18 protein-coding genes are annotated in these 15,364 nt (G+C 38.7%); 2 read left to right on the forward strand and 16 right to left on the reverse strand.

Annotation, left to right across the window (positions count from 1 at the left end; genetic code table 11):
- Positions 1–15: 15 nt before the first annotated feature.
- From BKO01S_RS19555 to yneA, 6 genes are all read right to left on the reverse strand, one after another.
- Positions 16–231 carry a YneF family protein gene (locus BKO01S_RS19555; protein ID WP_066058337.1) on the reverse strand — a complete coding sequence of 72 codons (216 nt, stop codon included), beginning with the start codon at positions 229–231 and terminating at the stop codon, positions 16–18.
- Positions 232–318: 87 nt separating this feature from the next.
- Positions 319–756, reverse strand: coding sequence for a sporulation inhibitor of replication protein SirA (gene sirA, locus BKO01S_RS19560; RefSeq protein WP_066058340.1), 438 nt, complete (start codon positions 754–756; stop codon positions 319–321).
- 174 nt (positions 757–930) lie between these two features.
- Entirely contained in the window at positions 931–2,931 is a 2,001-nt protein-coding gene (gene tkt, locus BKO01S_RS19565; protein WP_066058344.1) for a transketolase, read from the reverse strand.
- 161 nt (positions 2,932–3,092) lie between these two features.
- Entirely contained in the window at positions 3,093–3,326 is a 234-nt protein-coding gene (locus tag BKO01S_RS19570; RefSeq protein WP_066058347.1) for a DUF896 domain-containing protein, read from the reverse strand.
- Positions 3,327–3,443: 117 nt separating this feature from the next.
- Complete coding sequence (locus tag BKO01S_RS19575; protein ID WP_066058350.1) at positions 3,444–4,127, reverse strand: YneB family resolvase-like protein; 684 nt, start codon at positions 4,125–4,127, stop codon at positions 3,444–3,446.
- An 8-nt stretch (positions 4,128–4,135) separates the two neighbouring features.
- On the reverse strand, positions 4,136–4,450 hold the full coding sequence (gene yneA / locus BKO01S_RS19580; RefSeq protein WP_066058353.1) for a cell division suppressor protein YneA: 315 nt from the start codon (positions 4,448–4,450) through the stop codon (positions 4,136–4,138).
- Positions 4,451–4,604: 154 nt separating this feature from the next.
- On the opposite strand from yneA, the gene lexA reads away from it, so the two are divergent.
- The gene (lexA, locus tag BKO01S_RS19585; protein WP_066058356.1) at positions 4,605–5,231 is read left to right on the forward strand and encodes a transcriptional repressor LexA; all 627 of its coding nucleotides are present in this window, start codon (positions 4,605–4,607) and stop codon (positions 5,229–5,231) included.
- A 60-nt stretch (positions 5,232–5,291) separates the two neighbouring features.
- Here the strand turns inward: lexA and BKO01S_RS19590 are convergent, their stop codons facing one another.
- The 8 genes from BKO01S_RS19590 to miaA form a co-directional block, all read right to left on the reverse strand.
- Positions 5,292–5,843: a CBO0543 family protein gene (locus BKO01S_RS19590; RefSeq protein ID WP_066058359.1), complete on the reverse strand. Its 552-nt coding sequence runs from the start codon at positions 5,841–5,843 to the stop codon at positions 5,292–5,294.
- Positions 5,844–5,992: 149 nt separating this feature from the next.
- Positions 5,993–7,327 carry a type I glutamate--ammonia ligase gene (gene glnA, locus BKO01S_RS19595; RefSeq protein ID WP_066058362.1) on the reverse strand — a complete coding sequence of 445 codons (1,335 nt, stop codon included), beginning with the start codon at positions 7,325–7,327 and terminating at the stop codon, positions 5,993–5,995.
- A 38-nt stretch (positions 7,328–7,365) separates the two neighbouring features.
- The gene (locus BKO01S_RS19600; RefSeq protein WP_066058366.1) at positions 7,366–7,773 is read right to left on the reverse strand and encodes a MerR family transcriptional regulator; all 408 of its coding nucleotides are present in this window, start codon (positions 7,771–7,773) and stop codon (positions 7,366–7,368) included.
- A 135-nt stretch (positions 7,774–7,908) separates the two neighbouring features.
- Positions 7,909–9,180, reverse strand: coding sequence for a methionine gamma-lyase family protein (locus BKO01S_RS19605; RefSeq protein WP_066058369.1), 1,272 nt, complete (start codon positions 9,178–9,180; stop codon positions 7,909–7,911).
- A 13-nt stretch (positions 9,181–9,193) separates the two neighbouring features.
- The gene (gene hflX / locus BKO01S_RS19610; protein ID WP_066058373.1) at positions 9,194–10,450 is read right to left on the reverse strand and encodes a GTPase HflX; all 1,257 of its coding nucleotides are present in this window, start codon (positions 10,448–10,450) and stop codon (positions 9,194–9,196) included.
- 105 nt (positions 10,451–10,555) lie between these two features.
- A complete protein-coding gene (spoVK, locus tag BKO01S_RS19615) occupies positions 10,556–11,497 on the reverse strand; it encodes a stage V sporulation protein K (RefSeq protein WP_066058379.1) in 942 nt (313 codons plus the stop codon).
- A gap of 204 nt (positions 11,498–11,701) precedes the next feature.
- Positions 11,702–11,938, reverse strand: a complete 237-nt coding sequence (gene hfq / locus BKO01S_RS19620; protein WP_066058382.1) for an RNA chaperone Hfq — start codon at positions 11,936–11,938, stop codon at positions 11,702–11,704.
- Complete coding sequence (miaA, locus tag BKO01S_RS19625; RefSeq protein WP_066058451.1) at positions 11,935–12,930, reverse strand: tRNA (adenosine(37)-N6)-dimethylallyltransferase MiaA; 996 nt, start codon at positions 12,928–12,930, stop codon at positions 11,935–11,937. The genes hfq and miaA overlap by 4 nt, the downstream gene beginning before the upstream one ends.
- Before the next feature lie 262 nt (positions 12,931–13,192).
- Here miaA and mreBH point away from each other — a divergent pair, with 262 nt between their 5' ends.
- Positions 13,193–14,200, forward strand: coding sequence for a rod-share determining protein MreBH (gene mreBH / locus BKO01S_RS19630; protein WP_066058386.1), 1,008 nt, complete (start codon positions 13,193–13,195; stop codon positions 14,198–14,200).
- Between the two features lie 38 nt (positions 14,201–14,238).
- Here mreBH and BKO01S_RS24705 read toward each other — a convergent pair whose 3' ends face one another.
- Both BKO01S_RS24705 and BKO01S_RS19640 read right to left on the reverse strand, forming a co-directional pair.
- Entirely contained in the window at positions 14,239–14,673 is a 435-nt protein-coding gene (locus tag BKO01S_RS24705; RefSeq protein ID WP_066058393.1) for a hypothetical protein, read from the reverse strand.
- A 122-nt stretch (positions 14,674–14,795) separates the two neighbouring features.
- The gene (locus BKO01S_RS19640; protein ID WP_066058396.1) at positions 14,796–15,242 is read right to left on the reverse strand and encodes a hypothetical protein; all 447 of its coding nucleotides are present in this window, start codon (positions 15,240–15,242) and stop codon (positions 14,796–14,798) included.
- Positions 15,243–15,364 lie beyond the last annotated feature (122 nt).

A 15,364-nucleotide genomic window follows, 5' to 3' on the forward strand; every position in this document is an offset into this window, starting at 1 on the left:
TCTCCTAAGAAACTATTACTTGCCAGTTTGCTTGTTCATCGCTGACATCATTTGATTGATTTTCTTCTGAGATGGTTTCATTCCCATTTGCATCATCATCATTTTTAGCATTTGTTCATTGATTGGTGGGTTTTTCTTTAAGTAGCTCATCATATAACGGCGAGCAATGAAAAAACCTAGTGCAACACCTGCTGCTAGAGCAAGTACGCCTACTAGAATAATCTGCCACATACTAAACTTCCTCCTTCATGTTGTCTATCATACAGTGTACTAAACCAAATGCTATTATACAATATTTGCTGTGGAATTTCTCCTATTTTAAATCAACTTTCTTTCCTTAATTGGTCTGAGCCATCCGTAACGCTCGTGAATCAGGTCAATTGCTAGAAAGGAGCTCTCACTTTTTCGGAGAACTTCGAAAAATAGCGTTTCTGCATCATAGTTACCGAACGCATGAATTGTTATATGCTTTTCAAACATCTCAAGTTTCGCTGAGCTTATGTTTCCATTTTGAATATAGTATATCCCCTGTTTGTATTCAAAATCCTGATTTTTTCCTAATTGTTGAAGAATATATTGTTGAAGGCGTAGTGTAGATAGAGGCTTCGTAATAAATTGGATTTGTTTTTTTAATATATTTTTCAGTTCACCGAAGGATTCGTTATACTCAGCAAACAGATCAAAGAACATCTTTTCTCTACCAAAATAATGAGAGGCAAATTCATCATCAATTAAATATAGCTGATATGTTCTCACCAAGCTTCCTCCTCGTCTGATCAAATGTTATGTTATTTCTCTCTATTATAAAGAAGAAGAAATAGAACGTTTGTCTTACGTCGTCAAAAACTTCCACTATTTTTGTCGGAAAGGGTCGTATACCTTGGTGCATGGCAAAAAGGCTGTTCTATTTACTAGAACAGCCTTTTTAGATTATAGTAGTGCCTTCACTCTAGCAACTACATTTTCTACTGTAAATCCGTATTCTGCCATGATTTTTTCACCAGGAGCAGAGGCACCGAATGTATCAATACCTAGTACTTCCCCTTCATCTCCTGCATAACGATGCCACCCTAGAGATGATCCCATTTCGATCGCTAAGCGCTTCTTAACAGTTGGAGAAATAACACTTTGCTTATATTCACGAGATTGCTTCTCAAAACGATCCCATGAAGGCATACTTACTACTGAAGCATAAATCCCTTCCGCTTCAAGTGCTTTTTGGGCCTCAACAGCTAATCCTACCTCAGAACCTGCAGCAAGTAATAAAACATCCGCTTGTTCTTTAGATGCTGGTGAAATCACATATGCACCTTTCTTTACACCTTCATATGCATTTTTATCAGTGTCCTTGATTGTAGGTAAATCTTGTCTTGTTAACACCAATGCCGTTGGTACATCCGTTGATTCAAGTGCAAGTTTCCAAGCTGCCGCTGTTTCATTTCCATCAGCCGGACGAATAACACCTAAGTTTGGCATTGCACGTAACGCAGCAAGCTGTTCTACTGGCTCATGAGTTGGTCCATCTTCTCCAACTGCAATGGAGTCATGAGTGAACACATACGTTACAGGAAGACCCATTAATGCAGCTAAACGGATAGCTGGACGTAAGTAATCAGAGAATACAAAGAATGTTCCTCCAAATACCTTTAATCCACCGTGTAGAGCCATACCATTTAACGCAGCTCCCATAGCAAATTCACGTACTCCAAACCAAATGTTCTTACCTTCAAACGATTCAGGAGTAAAATCACCCACACCTTTAATCATTGTTTTGTTAGAACCAGCAAGGTCAGCTGAACCTCCAATAAACGAAGGAGTGTTTTTAGCGATTGCATTTAACGATTCACCTGATGATGCACGACTAGCAAGAGCTTTTCCTTCAGGGTAAACAGGGAGATCCTTATCCCAACCTTCGGGAAGCTCTCCATTGATTGCAGATGTTAACTGTTGAGCAAGTTCAGGATACTCCTTTTTATAAGAAGCGAACATGTCGTTCCACTCGTTTTCTTTCTTTGCACCAGTTTCCACAATGTATTTGTTGAACGTATCATATACTTCTGCAGGAACATGGAAATCTTCCTCAAACGTCCATTGATAAGCTTCTTTTGTTAGCTTTAATTCATTTGCACCAAGTGGAGCACCATGAACATCTGACTTACCTGATTTGTTTGGAGATCCGTATCCGATAACTGTTTTCACTTCGATTAGTGTTGGACGGTCATGATCACCTTGAGCTTCTTCCATTGCTTTAGCAATTTCCTCAAGATTATTTCCATCCTCTACTCGAAGGTATTGCCATCCATAAGACTCAAAGCGTTTTGCAACACTTTCCGAGAAAGAACGGTCTAAATCACCATCAAGAGAGATATCATTTGAATCATATAAAACAACTAATCGACCAAGTTTCAAATGTCCTGCAAGAGAAGCAGCTTCTGCAGAAACACCTTCCATTAAGTCTCCGTCACCACAAATGCTATATGTATAATGATCCACTACATTGAATTTATCTTTGTTATAAGTAGCAGCTAAATGTCTTTCCGCCATTGCCATACCTACTGCCATCGCAATTCCTTGTCCCAATGGACCAGTGGTTGCATCTACACCTGGGGTATGACCAAATTCAGGATGACCAGGAGTTTTACTTCCCCATTGACGGAAGCCCTTAAGATCATCAATTGTTACGTCATAACCTGATAGATGAAGTAGGCTATATAACAATGCAGAACCATGTCCTGCGGATAAAACAAAACGATCACGGTTAAACCACTCTGGGTTTTTAGGGTTATGATTCATAAAGCGTGACCATAATGTATAAGCCATTGGAGCAGCACCCATAGGCATACCTGGATGGCCGGAATTAGCTTTTTCAATTGCATCAATCGATAGAGTACGAATTGCGTTAATTGCTAGTACATCATTTTGTTCAAACATTTTTTCAACCCTTCCTATTCTTTATCTCAATAATCCCACTTTTTAATATTATATCTGCTCTATTATTTATACAACAGATTGCCTAAATAATTTTGAAAAAACGACATTTATTTTATAATTTTCTGTGTTTTCAATCATTTACTGGTTAATATATCCAAGTATTAATGTAGTTTCTTGCTATTTTTTAACCTTTTTAGCTTTTCTGGTGTCACGTCTTCACCGAGCGGATCAACGATTTTAACACCTTGGAGCGTTCCTAGCATAGATGATCGAAATGTTTGTAAATATTCACTACGAAGCTTTGACTGTTCCTTTGCTTCACTTTCAGTTAATCCATCTACTTTTGCCTTATTTGCTAGTTCATTAATTCTAGCAATTTTTTCCTTCGGTAGCATCTCTTTGCTCCTTTACTTTTAGTTTTACCAATAGAAAACATGTTACTAAAAGAAATAGTCTTTGACAAGGAAGAAGTATGAAGAGGTACGAATAACAAAAAATGCCAACATTATGTATTACATGTTGGCATTAGGTGATTTATTCATGTCTATCATTTTCTTTTGTTCTTCTATGTATTCAAGGTATCTACGGTTTACTGTTGCCTTTGAAATATCGTATCCAAAACCTCTAAGAGTAGCAGCGATTTCCGAAAATGTTAATTCATTGTTTCGTAACCGCACAATCTCTGATATAGGCACTTCAATACGCTCTCTTCCTGCATGAACACCCTTGTTTTTTAGATTCCTCTCTGGTCTGTAGCCGTTTTTTATTGCACGGTTCATTCCCCTTTTTATTTTACTATTATGGAGCTTTCGCTGATACTCTTCTACCATACTTACAATTTGTAATACCATTGAATCCGATTCGGATAATTGTAATTCTCCATTATGAGAAATACTAAAGAGTTTGATATGATCCTTTAAGATACAGTGGAGCAAAGCAATTTTGGCATTCCCTCTACCAAGTCTTGTTTCATCCTGAATAAGGACCGCATCCACCTTCTCATCCTTTATTTTAGATAAGAGGAGCAAAATACCCTCTCGATCGAAATCATAGCCGCTCGCCTTTTCCTTAATCACGTCGATAACATCCATTCCGTGCTGTTGCGCTAGCCTTAGTAACTCTTCTTCCTGTCTTTTAAGTGAAGAGTACTGTGACTCTTTTTCTGTACTTACTCTACAATAGATAATCGCCTTCATAATCCCTCCTATTTTGATGCTAACTCTGTAATGGTGGAATCATTTAATTCAACTGGGATATAGATTTGGTCTCCTGCTAATAAAACATTACCATTAATATCATTCATTTCTTCTACCCATGAGACAAATTCTGTTTCGGACAGAGAATGCTTATCTGCATAGTCCTTACAAAGATCCCAAAGCGTTTCTCCTTCATGGATGGTTACAGACATATATTTTTCTTCTACTGAATTCCCATTTGATATTACTAAAATAATTGACGCTAGGATTGATAAAACAACTAGAATAATAGCATATGAATATTTATTCCACAATTTTCCCATGTAAGACACCTCAATTAGAATGTATGTTCGTATTTATATCCTTATTATAGACCGAACATTTGTTTTGTGTCAACGATTATTCGAACTTATGTTTGTATGGACTGGTAGAACATGCTATAATATAGTCAAGATTAACCAATGAGGGGCGGTAAGTATGACAAAACTATCAAAACGTCAGGTCGATATACTAGAATATATAAAAGAAGAAGTTAAGCAAAAAGGCTATCCACCTTCCGTTCGTGAAATTGGGGAAGCTGTTGGTTTAGCATCAAGCTCGACCGTTCATGGCCATTTAGCTAGACTTGAAAGTAAAGGATATATTAGAAGAGACCCAACAAAGCCACGTGCTATTGAAATTCTGGATCTCGATGAAGTGGTAAACAATATACCAAAATATAATATTGTGAACGTTCCTGTAGTCGGAAAAGTAACTGCAGGACAGCCTATAACAGCGATCGAGAATGTTGAAGAGTACTTCCCCCTTCCTGAACGTCTTGCCCCTGCGGATGAACAAGTCTTTATGCTTGAAGTTATGGGCGACAGTATGATTGAGGCTGGGATCCTTGATGGAGATTACGTCATCGTAAAGCAGCAGCAAACAGCGAATAACGGTGATATCGTTGTTGCTATGACTGAGGAAGATGAAGCTACTGTAAAGAGATTCTTCAAGGAAAAAGACTATGTTCGACTTCAGCCTGAGAATTCGTCTCTCGCGCCTATTATCCTACGCAATGTATCTATCCTCGGTAAAGTTATTGGAGTATATCGTCATATTCATTGATCATATGTATGAAAGCAAGCATCATGAGATGCTTGCTTTCTTTTTCTAGAGTGGAACAAATTATAGACTTTGAAAGCTTTTTCTTTTACTAAACCAATGGGCCACTAAATACAATAACAGGATTATAAAAAACGAATTGGTGTAAGCCCAGTCTATTTTTTTGTACATATCAACCATCGCCATGAGTGGCATACCGATATATGCGCTTATACCAGCAAGTATAATTCCCTTTACTAATGGGTTTGCGTTTGGCTTATATTGTAAGAAGAACATAATTAGGACAGGCATAAGAGAATAACGAAAGGAATAACTAATGGTCGGAATGGGAATGGCTTTTACTGGGTAAGTCCATAATCCATGTTCCACTCCTATTGAATCGATATTAGTAGATAGGATCATAACGATAAAAGCTGAAAATAATAACCGTGCTGAGCTCTCTTTTTTACGAAAAATTGCCCAAAGTACCCACGGTACAATGATCATTAGAACCGCAACCCACCATTGCCAGGTGAATAAGAAGGCATTCATCGTCGCATCTATGATCAGATGATTTCCTTCTTTAATTAAGTCGGAACCCTTATCAACTTTACTTAGACCATCTTGAAACGACATGATTATTCCTCCACAACAAACCTTAGAAACTGTTATTAGTTATATTATTTAGTAATTCCAAGAAACCTATTCAAGATATTGTAGTCGTTCCTCCTTACTAACACAAAAAATCCTCAACAGCAAAGTGTTGAGGATTTTCAGTATACGGATTAATACATTGACATGTATTGCTCGCGCTCCCATGGGTGAACTTGTGTTCTAAACATATCCCACTCAATTTCTTTTGCTTCCACAAAGTGTTCGAAGATATGCTCTCCAAGAGCAGTAACCATGATTTCATCTGATTTTAAGTTATCTAAAGCAGCAGCAAGTGTAGCTGGTAGATCTTCAATACCAACAGCTTGACGCTCTTCTTTGTTCATAACGTAGATGTTGCGGTCAACTGGAGCTGGTGGTGTTAATGAGTTCTTTACTCCGTCAAGACCTGCAGCTAATAATACTGCCATAGCTAAGTAAGGGTTAGCAGCTGGATCAACGCTTCGTACTTCTACACGAGTGGATATTCCACGAGATGCAGGAATACGGATTAGCGGTGAACGGTTTCTAGCAGACCATGCAACATAGCAAGGTGCTTCGTAACCAGGTACTAAACGCTTATAAGAGTTTACAGTTGGGTTCGTTACCGCTGTAAAGCTTGGAGCATGCTTAATGATACCTGCAATGAACTGACGAGCCGTGTCACTTAGCTCTAAGTTTCCAGTTGGATCGTAGAATGCATTTTTGCCTTCTTTGAATAATGAAACGTTACAGTGCATTCCAGAACCGTTTACTCCGAATAATGGCTTAGGCATGAACGTTGCATGTAGACCGTGCTTACGTGCAATTGTCTTAACAACAAGCTTGAACGTTTGGATTTGGTCACAAGCGCTTAATGCATCAGCATATTTAAAGTCGATTTCGTGTTGTCCAGGAGCAACCTCATGGTGAGATGCTTCAATTTCAAAGCCCATTTCTTCAAGCTCTAACACGATATCACGACGGCAGTTTTCACCAAGGTCTGTTGGAGCAAGGTCAAAGTATCCACCGTTGTCGTTTAATTCAAGTGTTGGCTCTCCAGCTTGGTCAAGCTTGAATAAGAAGAATTCTGGCTCAGGTCCAAGATTGAAATCAGAGAATCCTAAATCTTGCATTTCCTTAATAATTCTTCTTAAGTTGTTACGTGGGTCACCAGCGAATGGAGTTCCATCTGGATTGTAGATGTCACAGATTAAACGTGCCACTTTACCTTTTTCAGCTGTCCAAGGGAAAATTACCCATGTATCTAAGTCTGGATATAAGTACATGTCTGACTCTTCGATACGAACGAACCCTTCGATAGAAGAACCATCAAACATCATTTTATTGTCTAACGCTTTTTCTAGCTGACTGATAGGAATTTCAACATTCTTGATTGTTCCTAGGATGTCAGTGAATTGTAGACGAATAAACTTAACATTTTGTTCTTCTGCCAATCTTGTAATATCATCTCTTGTAAACTTAGCCATTTTGTTTCCTCCCTTGAATTGTACATCTCTATTATTTATTAGTGGAAAAAGCGTGACATATCACCTTGACGCAACGACGAACGATTAAAGCGGCCAGCATGCATAAGCTCTGATCGCAACATTTTACGCAACTCATCATCGGACAGATCACGTCTTGCTTTTTCTGCTTCCTTCACCATTTCTTCTGAAAGCACCTGTTGCTCTTTCACAGAAAAAATTTGCTTAATTCCTGCAAGATTTACACCTTGCTCGATCAAATCTTTTATTTCTAAAAGCTGATCAATGTCATTTAGTGAAAACATTCTTCTGTTTCCCTCAGTTCTTGCCGGAGAGATCAATTGGTGCTCTTCATAATATCGAATTTGTCTTGCAGATAGTTCTGTTAGCTGCATGACAATTCCAATTGGAAACAATGGCATGGAACGACGGATATCACTTCCGCTCATTTGTTGTCCCTCCATTTCTCTCTTTCATATTCTCATTATATGAAATGTCAGTTTTTCTGTCAACATAATGTTAGTTTATATAACATGGAAAATTTGTAGAAAAAGAGAAATAGTAAAATTTATCTTCATACTTACTTAGTGGAAATCAATCAGTTTTTTTTCAGCTAATCGATTCAACGCGATAAGTATGGCCATTTTCACATGCGAATAGGTTAATCCACCTTGTACATACGCAACGTACGGTGGCCTTATGGGTCCATCAGCACTTAGTTCAATGCTTGCTCCCTGAATAAATGTGCCCGCAGCCATAATGACATCATCTTCATAACCTGGCATATAAGCCGGGTATGCTGTCACATGCGAATTAATAGGTGACGCAAATTGAATAGCCTGGCAAAATGCAATCATTTTGTCTTTGTCGTCGAATTGAACGGATTGAATCAGATCTGTTCGTTCGGCATCCCAGGCCGGATTCGTATTCATACCTAATCTCTCAAGCATAGCTGATGTAAAGATGGCTCCTTTTAATGCTTGGCCAACCACATGTGGTGCTAAAAAGAAGCCTTGGTACATTTCTTGAAGACTATAAAGAGAAGCCCCTGCTTCTGCTCCAATACCTGGCGATGTCATTCTATAGGAGCAAGCTTCTACGTATTTTTCTTTCCCAACAATATACCCACCTGTTTTGGCAATGCCACCACCAGGATTTTTTATTAACGAGCCAGCCATTAAGTCAGCACCCACATGGCAAGGCTCGATTACCTCTACGAATTCTCCGTAACAATTGTCAACAAATACGACAACATCTTCCTTTATACTTTTTACAAATCGAATCATTTCTTTTATCTCTTCTATTGTAAAAGAGGGGCGATTGGCGTACCCTTTAGAACGCTGAATACCAATCATTTTCGTGTTCGGCTTTATCAATTCGTTTACACGCTCATAATCAACCCGACCACCCTCTTTTAGTTCCACGCTTTGATATGTAATCCCAAATTCTTTCAGTGAACCGACACCGTTACCACGGATCCCAACGATTTCCTCTAATGTGTCATATGGTTTACCAGTAATGTAAAGCAACTCATCTCCTGGTCGTAGGACACCAAATAAAGCAATGGATATCGCGTGAGTACCTGAGATGATTTGAGGACGAACAAGCCCGGCTTCTCCACCAAATACATCAGCATAAATCTTTTCTAGTGTGTCTCTCCCAATATCATCATAGCCATATCCTGTTGTAGGAATAAAATGAGAATCACTCACTTGATGGCGCTGATAGCTTTCTAGCACACGAAACTGATTTGCTTCCACTATTTCATCAATTTGCTTGTGCTTTGTATAAATTTTCTCTTCGACCTGTTTTACGATTGGCTTTAGTGCTTCCCCATATGTGAAATGCTGATACATGATGTTCTCCTAACTAAATGGTGTATTGATTAATTTGTCCTAATATCTGATGGTCGTTAAGTACATATCCTTTGCATAGATATTTGTCCTTCTCTTCCTCAAAGGAAAGCTCCCTCAAAATTGTGTCATTTTTCAACTGAGCTAACAACTTGCCTTCTGTGGAAGGAACCTCAACTTGGTAAAATTTCATTTCTGAAATAATCACCTGTTCAATTTTTTGCTTTAACAAAAAACGATCTTCTTCGCTAAATGCTGTAATCTGCATGGTTTCTGTTTTGGCAGTTGGAACGAAATCCGGATTTTTCAAATCTCTTTTATTATACACAGTTAACTGAGGGATTTGCTGAATATCTAAATCGTCTAACAGCTTATGCACAGTTTGTTCATGTTGAAATGAATCCGAGCTTGACATATCAACAACATGTAGGAGAAGATCTGCTTCTCTTACTTCTTCTAACGTCGATCGGAAAGCAGCAATTAATGTAGTTGGAAGGTCTTGAATAAATCCAACTGTGTCAGTTAATAACGTACTAAAGCCACTTGGAAGGATCATTTTTCTCGTCATCGGGTCAAGCGTGGCAAATAATTGATTCTCTTCGAATGAATCTGCCTCTGTTAAACGATTAAATAATGTTGATTTCCCTGCATTTGTATACCCGACAAGTGCTACTTGAAAAACTTTATTCTTTTTCCGCCGTTCACGATAACGATCACGATGCTGAACGATAACGGCAAGCTGTGCCTTGATATCATCAATACGTCTTCGAATATGCCTCCGATCGGTTTCGAGCTGGGTTTCCCCCGGACCTCTTGTCCCAATCCCTGCCCCTAATCTTGAGAGCTGAGTTCCTTGTCCTCCCAGTCTTGGAAGTAGATATTGAAGCTGCGCTAATTCAACTTGAAGCTTCCCTTCCTTAGAACGGGCTCTTTGGGCAAAGATATCCAAAATTAATTGTGTTCTGTCAATGATTCTTGCTGAAATATCCTTTGAAAGATTTCGAACCTGGCTAGGTGAAAGCTCATCATTAAATATAATGATATTTGCTTCGGTTTCCTCTTCTAACGCTCTCAACTCTTCAACTTTCCCTTTACCTATGTATGTAGATGGATGAACTCGGTCTCTTTTTTGAGACAGTGTTGCTTGTACCGTTCCTTTTGCAGTTTCAGTTAAGGAAGCAAGCTCCTCCATGGAATAATGAAATCGTTCATCATCTAGGTCTGTTTGACACCCGACAAGAATTGCCTTTTCATATTCATGCTTTTGATCCAAGAAATCACCTCATCGTCCTTTTTTCATATCATACCAAATATTTGTACCTAATACTAATCTGCTTCGGAAACGAAAAAAGCAGACTATTTCTAGCCTGCTCCATTTTTACTCATCTTCTTCAAATATTAGGTCATTACTTCGTAAAGTCATTAGATCATGTCGGTCGAAGTTACTTATCATTAACAACCTCATCGCCTGAGCCCTTATCGATTTCTCCAGAACATTTCTCACGTATCTGCCATTCGAAAAACCAGCTGAGTTAAACGCGGACTTCACCCAAATAAGATGCTCACGGAGCTTCTTTTCCGCTTCATGACTTAAAGTATATTCCTTTTCCTTCAGCATTCTCTGCCCTATTTCCATAAGCTGCTCGATACTGTAATCAGGAAAATCTATAACAAGAGGAAACCGAGAATGCAATCCAGGATTGAGCGTAAGAAACTCATCCATTTCTCTCGAATAACCAGCCAAAATTAAAATGAATTCATGCTGCTTATCCTCCATATGTTTGACGAGTGTGTCAATGGCTTCTTTTCCGAAATCCTTTTCTCCGCCTCTACCAAGAGAATACGCTTCATCAACAAATAAAATTCCCCCGAGGGCTTTCTTCACGAGATCTCTGGTTTTTTGTGCAGTATGTCCGATATACTCACCTACTAGGTCCGCACGTTCCGCTTCAATTAAATGACCTTTGGACAGGACATTCATTCGTAAAAACAACTTTCCTATCAAACGGGCAACTGTTGTTTTTCCTGTTCCAGGATTGCCTTTAAACATCATATGAAGCGCTTGTTTACCTGCTTTTAATCCCGCTTCTTCTCTCTTCTTATTCACATATATCCATGCATATATTTCCTTTATCATTCGCTTCATTTCTTCCATTCCTACTAGCGCACCAAGTTCTTCTTCAATCTCCTTTAATGCTGCATGCTCTGCGGGAATGGCCTTTGGAGCCACAAATGGTTCTGTAACAGTGGGTTTTCGTTTCTGAGAATTTAAGACAATGCTGATTTGTCCATTGTTTTTCATTCGAATTGGTTGGTCCAAAGCTTTCACCTCACATTATAAAACAGTATACGCACTTGGTGCATGAATTGTGACAAATGCCTAGTTTTACCTATATTTACGGTCTGGCAGTAGCTCATGCTTTTCCCATTATTTAAGCGATTACTCTATATGTATTCAAAAAAATTAATTTTAGAAATCAAAGACCCGCTTCCTTAAAGAAAGCGGGTCTAGAATGAAGTTCCATTATTGCTGTGGACCTTCTAAATCAATTTGCACATTACGCAGTGGCGAAAAAGTAGAAATGGCATGTTTATATACAAGCTGTTGCTTCCCTTCCGATTCAAACAGAACCGTAAAGTTGTCAAAGCCTTTAATTTGTCCTCTTAATTGGAAGCCATTCAACAAAAACACTGTTACACTTGTACCGTCTTTGCGAAGTTGATTTAAAAATTGATCCTGGATATTAATGGCTTGCTTCATAATAAATCCTCCTCTTTTATCTCTATTTGATATGTATTCGATTTTATTTTTAGCTTTCCTTCAATATGAGTAGAAATTTCCATAATTTTTTTTTGAATCTGTTGTTCGTTTGTCACATCTGTCATATCAAACCATGTAACATCCATTTTATTTCGGAACCATGTAAGCTGTCTTTTCGCATAGCGACGAGAGTTCTGTTTTAATTGATCTATCGTTGCTTCAAGTGATTGTTCCTTTAAAAAATAAGGAAACCACTCCTTATAACCAATGGCTTGCAAAGCCTGTGTATGCATAAGTCCACAGTCAAAAAGCTTCTTCACTTCCTTTTCAAGACCTTCTGTAATCATTTCATCTACTCGAAGGTTGATACGGTCATACAAGCGTTCACGTTCCATTGTTAACCCAATCATAGAAACTTCATACAATGGTTCAATTACTTGATCCGATTGTATTTCCGTTAATGTTTGTCCCGTTGTCAAATAAACCTCTAATGCACGGATGACACGACGAACATTATTTGGGTGTATACGCTCCGCACTTAGCGGGTCTACCTGGGTCAACTCTTTATGAAGAACTTCCACCCCATCTGTCTTTACTCGTTCTTCCAGTTTTCGTCTCAGTTCCTCATTGTTTGGAGCATCAGAAAATTGGTAGTCATAGATAGCTGATTGAATATAAAGTCCTGTACCCCCAACAATCATCGGCAGCTTTCCTCTATTAGTGATTTCCGTTATTTTCATACGAACAAGCTCCTGAAACTCCGCAACTGAAAATGTCTCATCTGGGTTTTTGATGTCAATGAGATGGTGAGTAATTCCTTCCATTTCTGATTTCTTAATCTTCGCTGTACCAATATCCATTTCTTTATATATTTGCATGGAGTCACCACTTATGATTTCACCGTTAAACCGCTTGGCTAACTCAATGCTCGTCTTCGTTTTCCCAACAGCTGTTGGTCCAATTAAGACGACGACTTTTTCCTTCTTCTGCATCATGTTGACACTGCCTTTACAAATTACTTTAGATGATTTGTAGTATAACACGGAACATCATTAACATAAAACTAGAAGCAGGTAAGCCTCTATGCATTATAACCAGATTTTTACCCGTTATACCTTTTCCATACACTTCCAGTTCGTTCTTTTTTCATTACAGTTATATAACGATTCGATAACAATCGACAGAGAACCCCCAAATTCGTGCTACTTTATATGAAGAGTCTAAAGAGACTTAAAATGAATTGGTGGGATAAATATGTTTGGAACTTTAGAGATTGGAATTGATTTAGGTACAGCAAATGTACTTGTATATAGCAAAAATAAAGGTATCGTTTTTAATGAGCCGTCCGTTGTTGCTTTAGATACAACGACAAATAAAGTCGTTGCCGTAGGACTAGAAGCCAAAGCAATGATTGGAAAAACCCCAGGGAAAATTACAGCGATTCGCCCTCTTAAAAACGGAGTCATTGCTGATTACGATATCACTTCGGAATTATTAAAGTACATTATTGGAAAAGCTTCAAGCAGAATGGGATTAACGATTCGAAAGCCTAATGTTGTTATTTGTACTCCTGCAGGTTCTACGAGCGTAGACAAAAGGGCCATTCAGGATGCAGCAAAGAATGCGGGTGCCAAAAAAGTCTTTCTTATCGAAGAGCCAGTGGCCGCTGCGATTGGAGCTGGGCTCCCAGTAGATGAACCGGTAGCTAATGTAGTAGTGGATATTGGCGGAGGCTCTACTGAAGTTGCGATTATTTCCTTCGGAGGTGTTGTAGCCTGCCACTCCATTCGCATTGGTGGAGATCATTTGGATGACGATATTATTCAGTATGTAAGAAAAGAATACAATGTCCTTATCGGAGAGCGCACAGCCGAGCAAATAAAAATGGAAATCGGTTATGCCCTTGTGGACCATGAAAAAGAAGTGTTGGAGGTCCGCGGAAGAGATTTACTTACAGGCCTACCAAAAACGATTGAACTGCATTCCTATGAAATTCGTGATGCCATAAAAGAATCCTTACTTCATATTCTGGAAGCTGTTCGAGCAACATTAGAGGATAGCCCTGCCGAATTGAGTGGTGATATAGTAGACCGAGGAGTCATTTTAACAGGTGGAGGCTCCCTATTAAAAGGCATGGAACAATGGATTAGTGAGCAAATCTTCGTTCCTGTTCACTTGGCTTCTGAACCGTTAGAATCCGTAGCTATTGGAACTGGGAAGGCACTAGAATATCTTCACAAGATCCCATCGCTTGCTAGATAAAAAGAATACAGTCCCAATGATTTGGGACTGTTTTTTGTTTAATAGTATCTCGGACCGTCATTATCTAGTAAAGCTCCTCCAATTAATCCTGCACCTAAGCCAAGTAACCCTGTACTCAATGGACTAAATCCACCACTATAACCAGGCCCAAAGCCTCCGCCAAATCCAGGAGCCCCATATCCGTATCCAGTTCCTCCAAAAGCTGGAGTTCCATATCCATACCCTTGCCCGAACCCTCCAGGTCCATATCCAGGTTGAGGAAACCCTCCAGGGAATCCATAACCAAGTCCCGGTCCACCATATCCTGTTGGCGTATAGCCGCCTGGTACACCAATGGAACTTGGTACTTGATCTTCAAATCCGTAGTATTTCGCATCAGGATAGCCGAAGCTATCAAAGTTCGTTAAAGGATTGTAACCGGTAAATCCACCATAATTCCCGTACCCAGGAAAAAAAGGTCTTCTCCTAAACATGATAGAGCACTCTCCTTTTCTTCTTTCTTACCTCACGATACTATATGTATCCATTACAAGAAACGGGTATATATCACGGATAAATAGGCATTTCAACTAAAAAAGCTCCCAAAAATAGGAGCTTACTCAATTTGCTTTTTTCTCATTCTATTGAAGTATATAAATATAGGAAGAGGAATAACAATGAAACCTAAGCTTTTAATCATTTGATTTTTTGCATTTTCTCTCGTTCTAGCTTTTTCATCTTCAATCATTTGTTCGTAATCCGCACGCAGCTCTTCTTCACTAATTTGAGTGTTTCCCCCTACTTTTTCACTTTCACGCATCAATTCGTAATCGGAAAAGCTTTGAAAATAACCACCTGGACTCACCAAGTCAGCTGTTGCCATAAAAATGGAGATCCCACCACCGATGATCATCATTAAAGTTGCAAACAAAACTAAATATGTGTATAAGTGCCGTATCATGGTTTCTTCATCCTCCTTGTTTTTATTTTTTGAAATATAAGCAATTGTAAATATAACGATCACAACTGGAAGAATTGTTGCTAACAATACCAATACAAACATACTCCTCCCCCTTTCTACCTTCAATATATAGGATAATGGATGCGTTTGAAATACAATTTGTTCGACATCTTTCTTATTTTCACCCTTTTTGTGTAAAATTACTCCAATATTAAAAAAACTGG

The organism is Robertmurraya korlensis NBRC 107688 (assembly GCF_001591645.1).
Taxonomy (GTDB): domain Bacteria; phylum Bacillota; class Bacilli; order Bacillales; family Cytobacillaceae; genus Robertmurraya_A.

Excerpts from the sequence above, each read along its gene's own strand:
- BKO01S_RS19555 (WP_066058337.1), bottom strand. The coding sequence starts at position 231 with ATGTGGCAGATTATTCTAGTAGGCGTACTTGCTCTAGCAGCAGGTGTT.
- tkt (WP_066058344.1), bottom strand. The coding sequence starts at position 2,931 with ATGTTTGAACAAAATGATGTACTAGCAATTAACGCAATTCGTACTCTA.
- BKO01S_RS19570 (WP_066058347.1), bottom strand. The coding sequence starts at position 3,326 with ATGCTACCGAAGGAAAAAATTGCTAGAATTAATGAACTAGCAAATAAG.
- BKO01S_RS19575 (WP_066058350.1), bottom strand. The coding sequence starts at position 4,127 with ATGAAGGCGATTATCTATTGTAGAGTAAGTACAGAAAAAGAGTCACAG.
- yneA (WP_066058353.1), bottom strand. The coding sequence starts at position 4,450 with ATGGGAAAATTGTGGAATAAATATTCATATGCTATTATTCTAGTTGTT.
- lexA (WP_066058356.1), top strand. The coding sequence starts at position 4,605 with ATGACAAAACTATCAAAACGTCAGGTCGATATACTAGAATATATAAAA.
- BKO01S_RS19590 (WP_066058359.1), bottom strand. The coding sequence starts at position 5,843 with ATGTCGTTTCAAGATGGTCTAAGTAAAGTTGATAAGGGTTCCGACTTA.
- glnA (WP_066058362.1), bottom strand. The coding sequence starts at position 7,327 with ATGGCTAAGTTTACAAGAGATGATATTACAAGATTGGCAGAAGAACAA.
- BKO01S_RS19600 (WP_066058366.1), bottom strand. The coding sequence starts at position 7,773 with ATGAGCGGAAGTGATATCCGTCGTTCCATGCCATTGTTTCCAATTGGA.
- BKO01S_RS19605 (WP_066058369.1), bottom strand. The coding sequence starts at position 9,180 with ATGTATCAGCATTTCACATATGGGGAAGCACTAAAGCCAATCGTAAAA.
- hfq (WP_066058382.1), bottom strand. The coding sequence starts at position 11,938 with ATGAAGCAAGCCATTAATATCCAGGATCAATTTTTAAATCAACTTCGC.
- miaA (WP_066058451.1), bottom strand. The coding sequence starts at position 12,930 with ATGCAGAAGAAGGAAAAAGTCGTCGTCTTAATTGGACCAACAGCTGTT.
- mreBH (WP_066058386.1), top strand. The coding sequence starts at position 13,193 with ATGTTTGGAACTTTAGAGATTGGAATTGATTTAGGTACAGCAAATGTA.
- BKO01S_RS24705 (WP_066058393.1), bottom strand. The coding sequence starts at position 14,673 with ATGTTTAGGAGAAGACCTTTTTTTCCTGGGTACGGGAATTATGGTGGA.
- BKO01S_RS19640 (WP_066058396.1), bottom strand. The coding sequence starts at position 15,242 with ATGTTTGTATTGGTATTGTTAGCAACAATTCTTCCAGTTGTGATCGTT.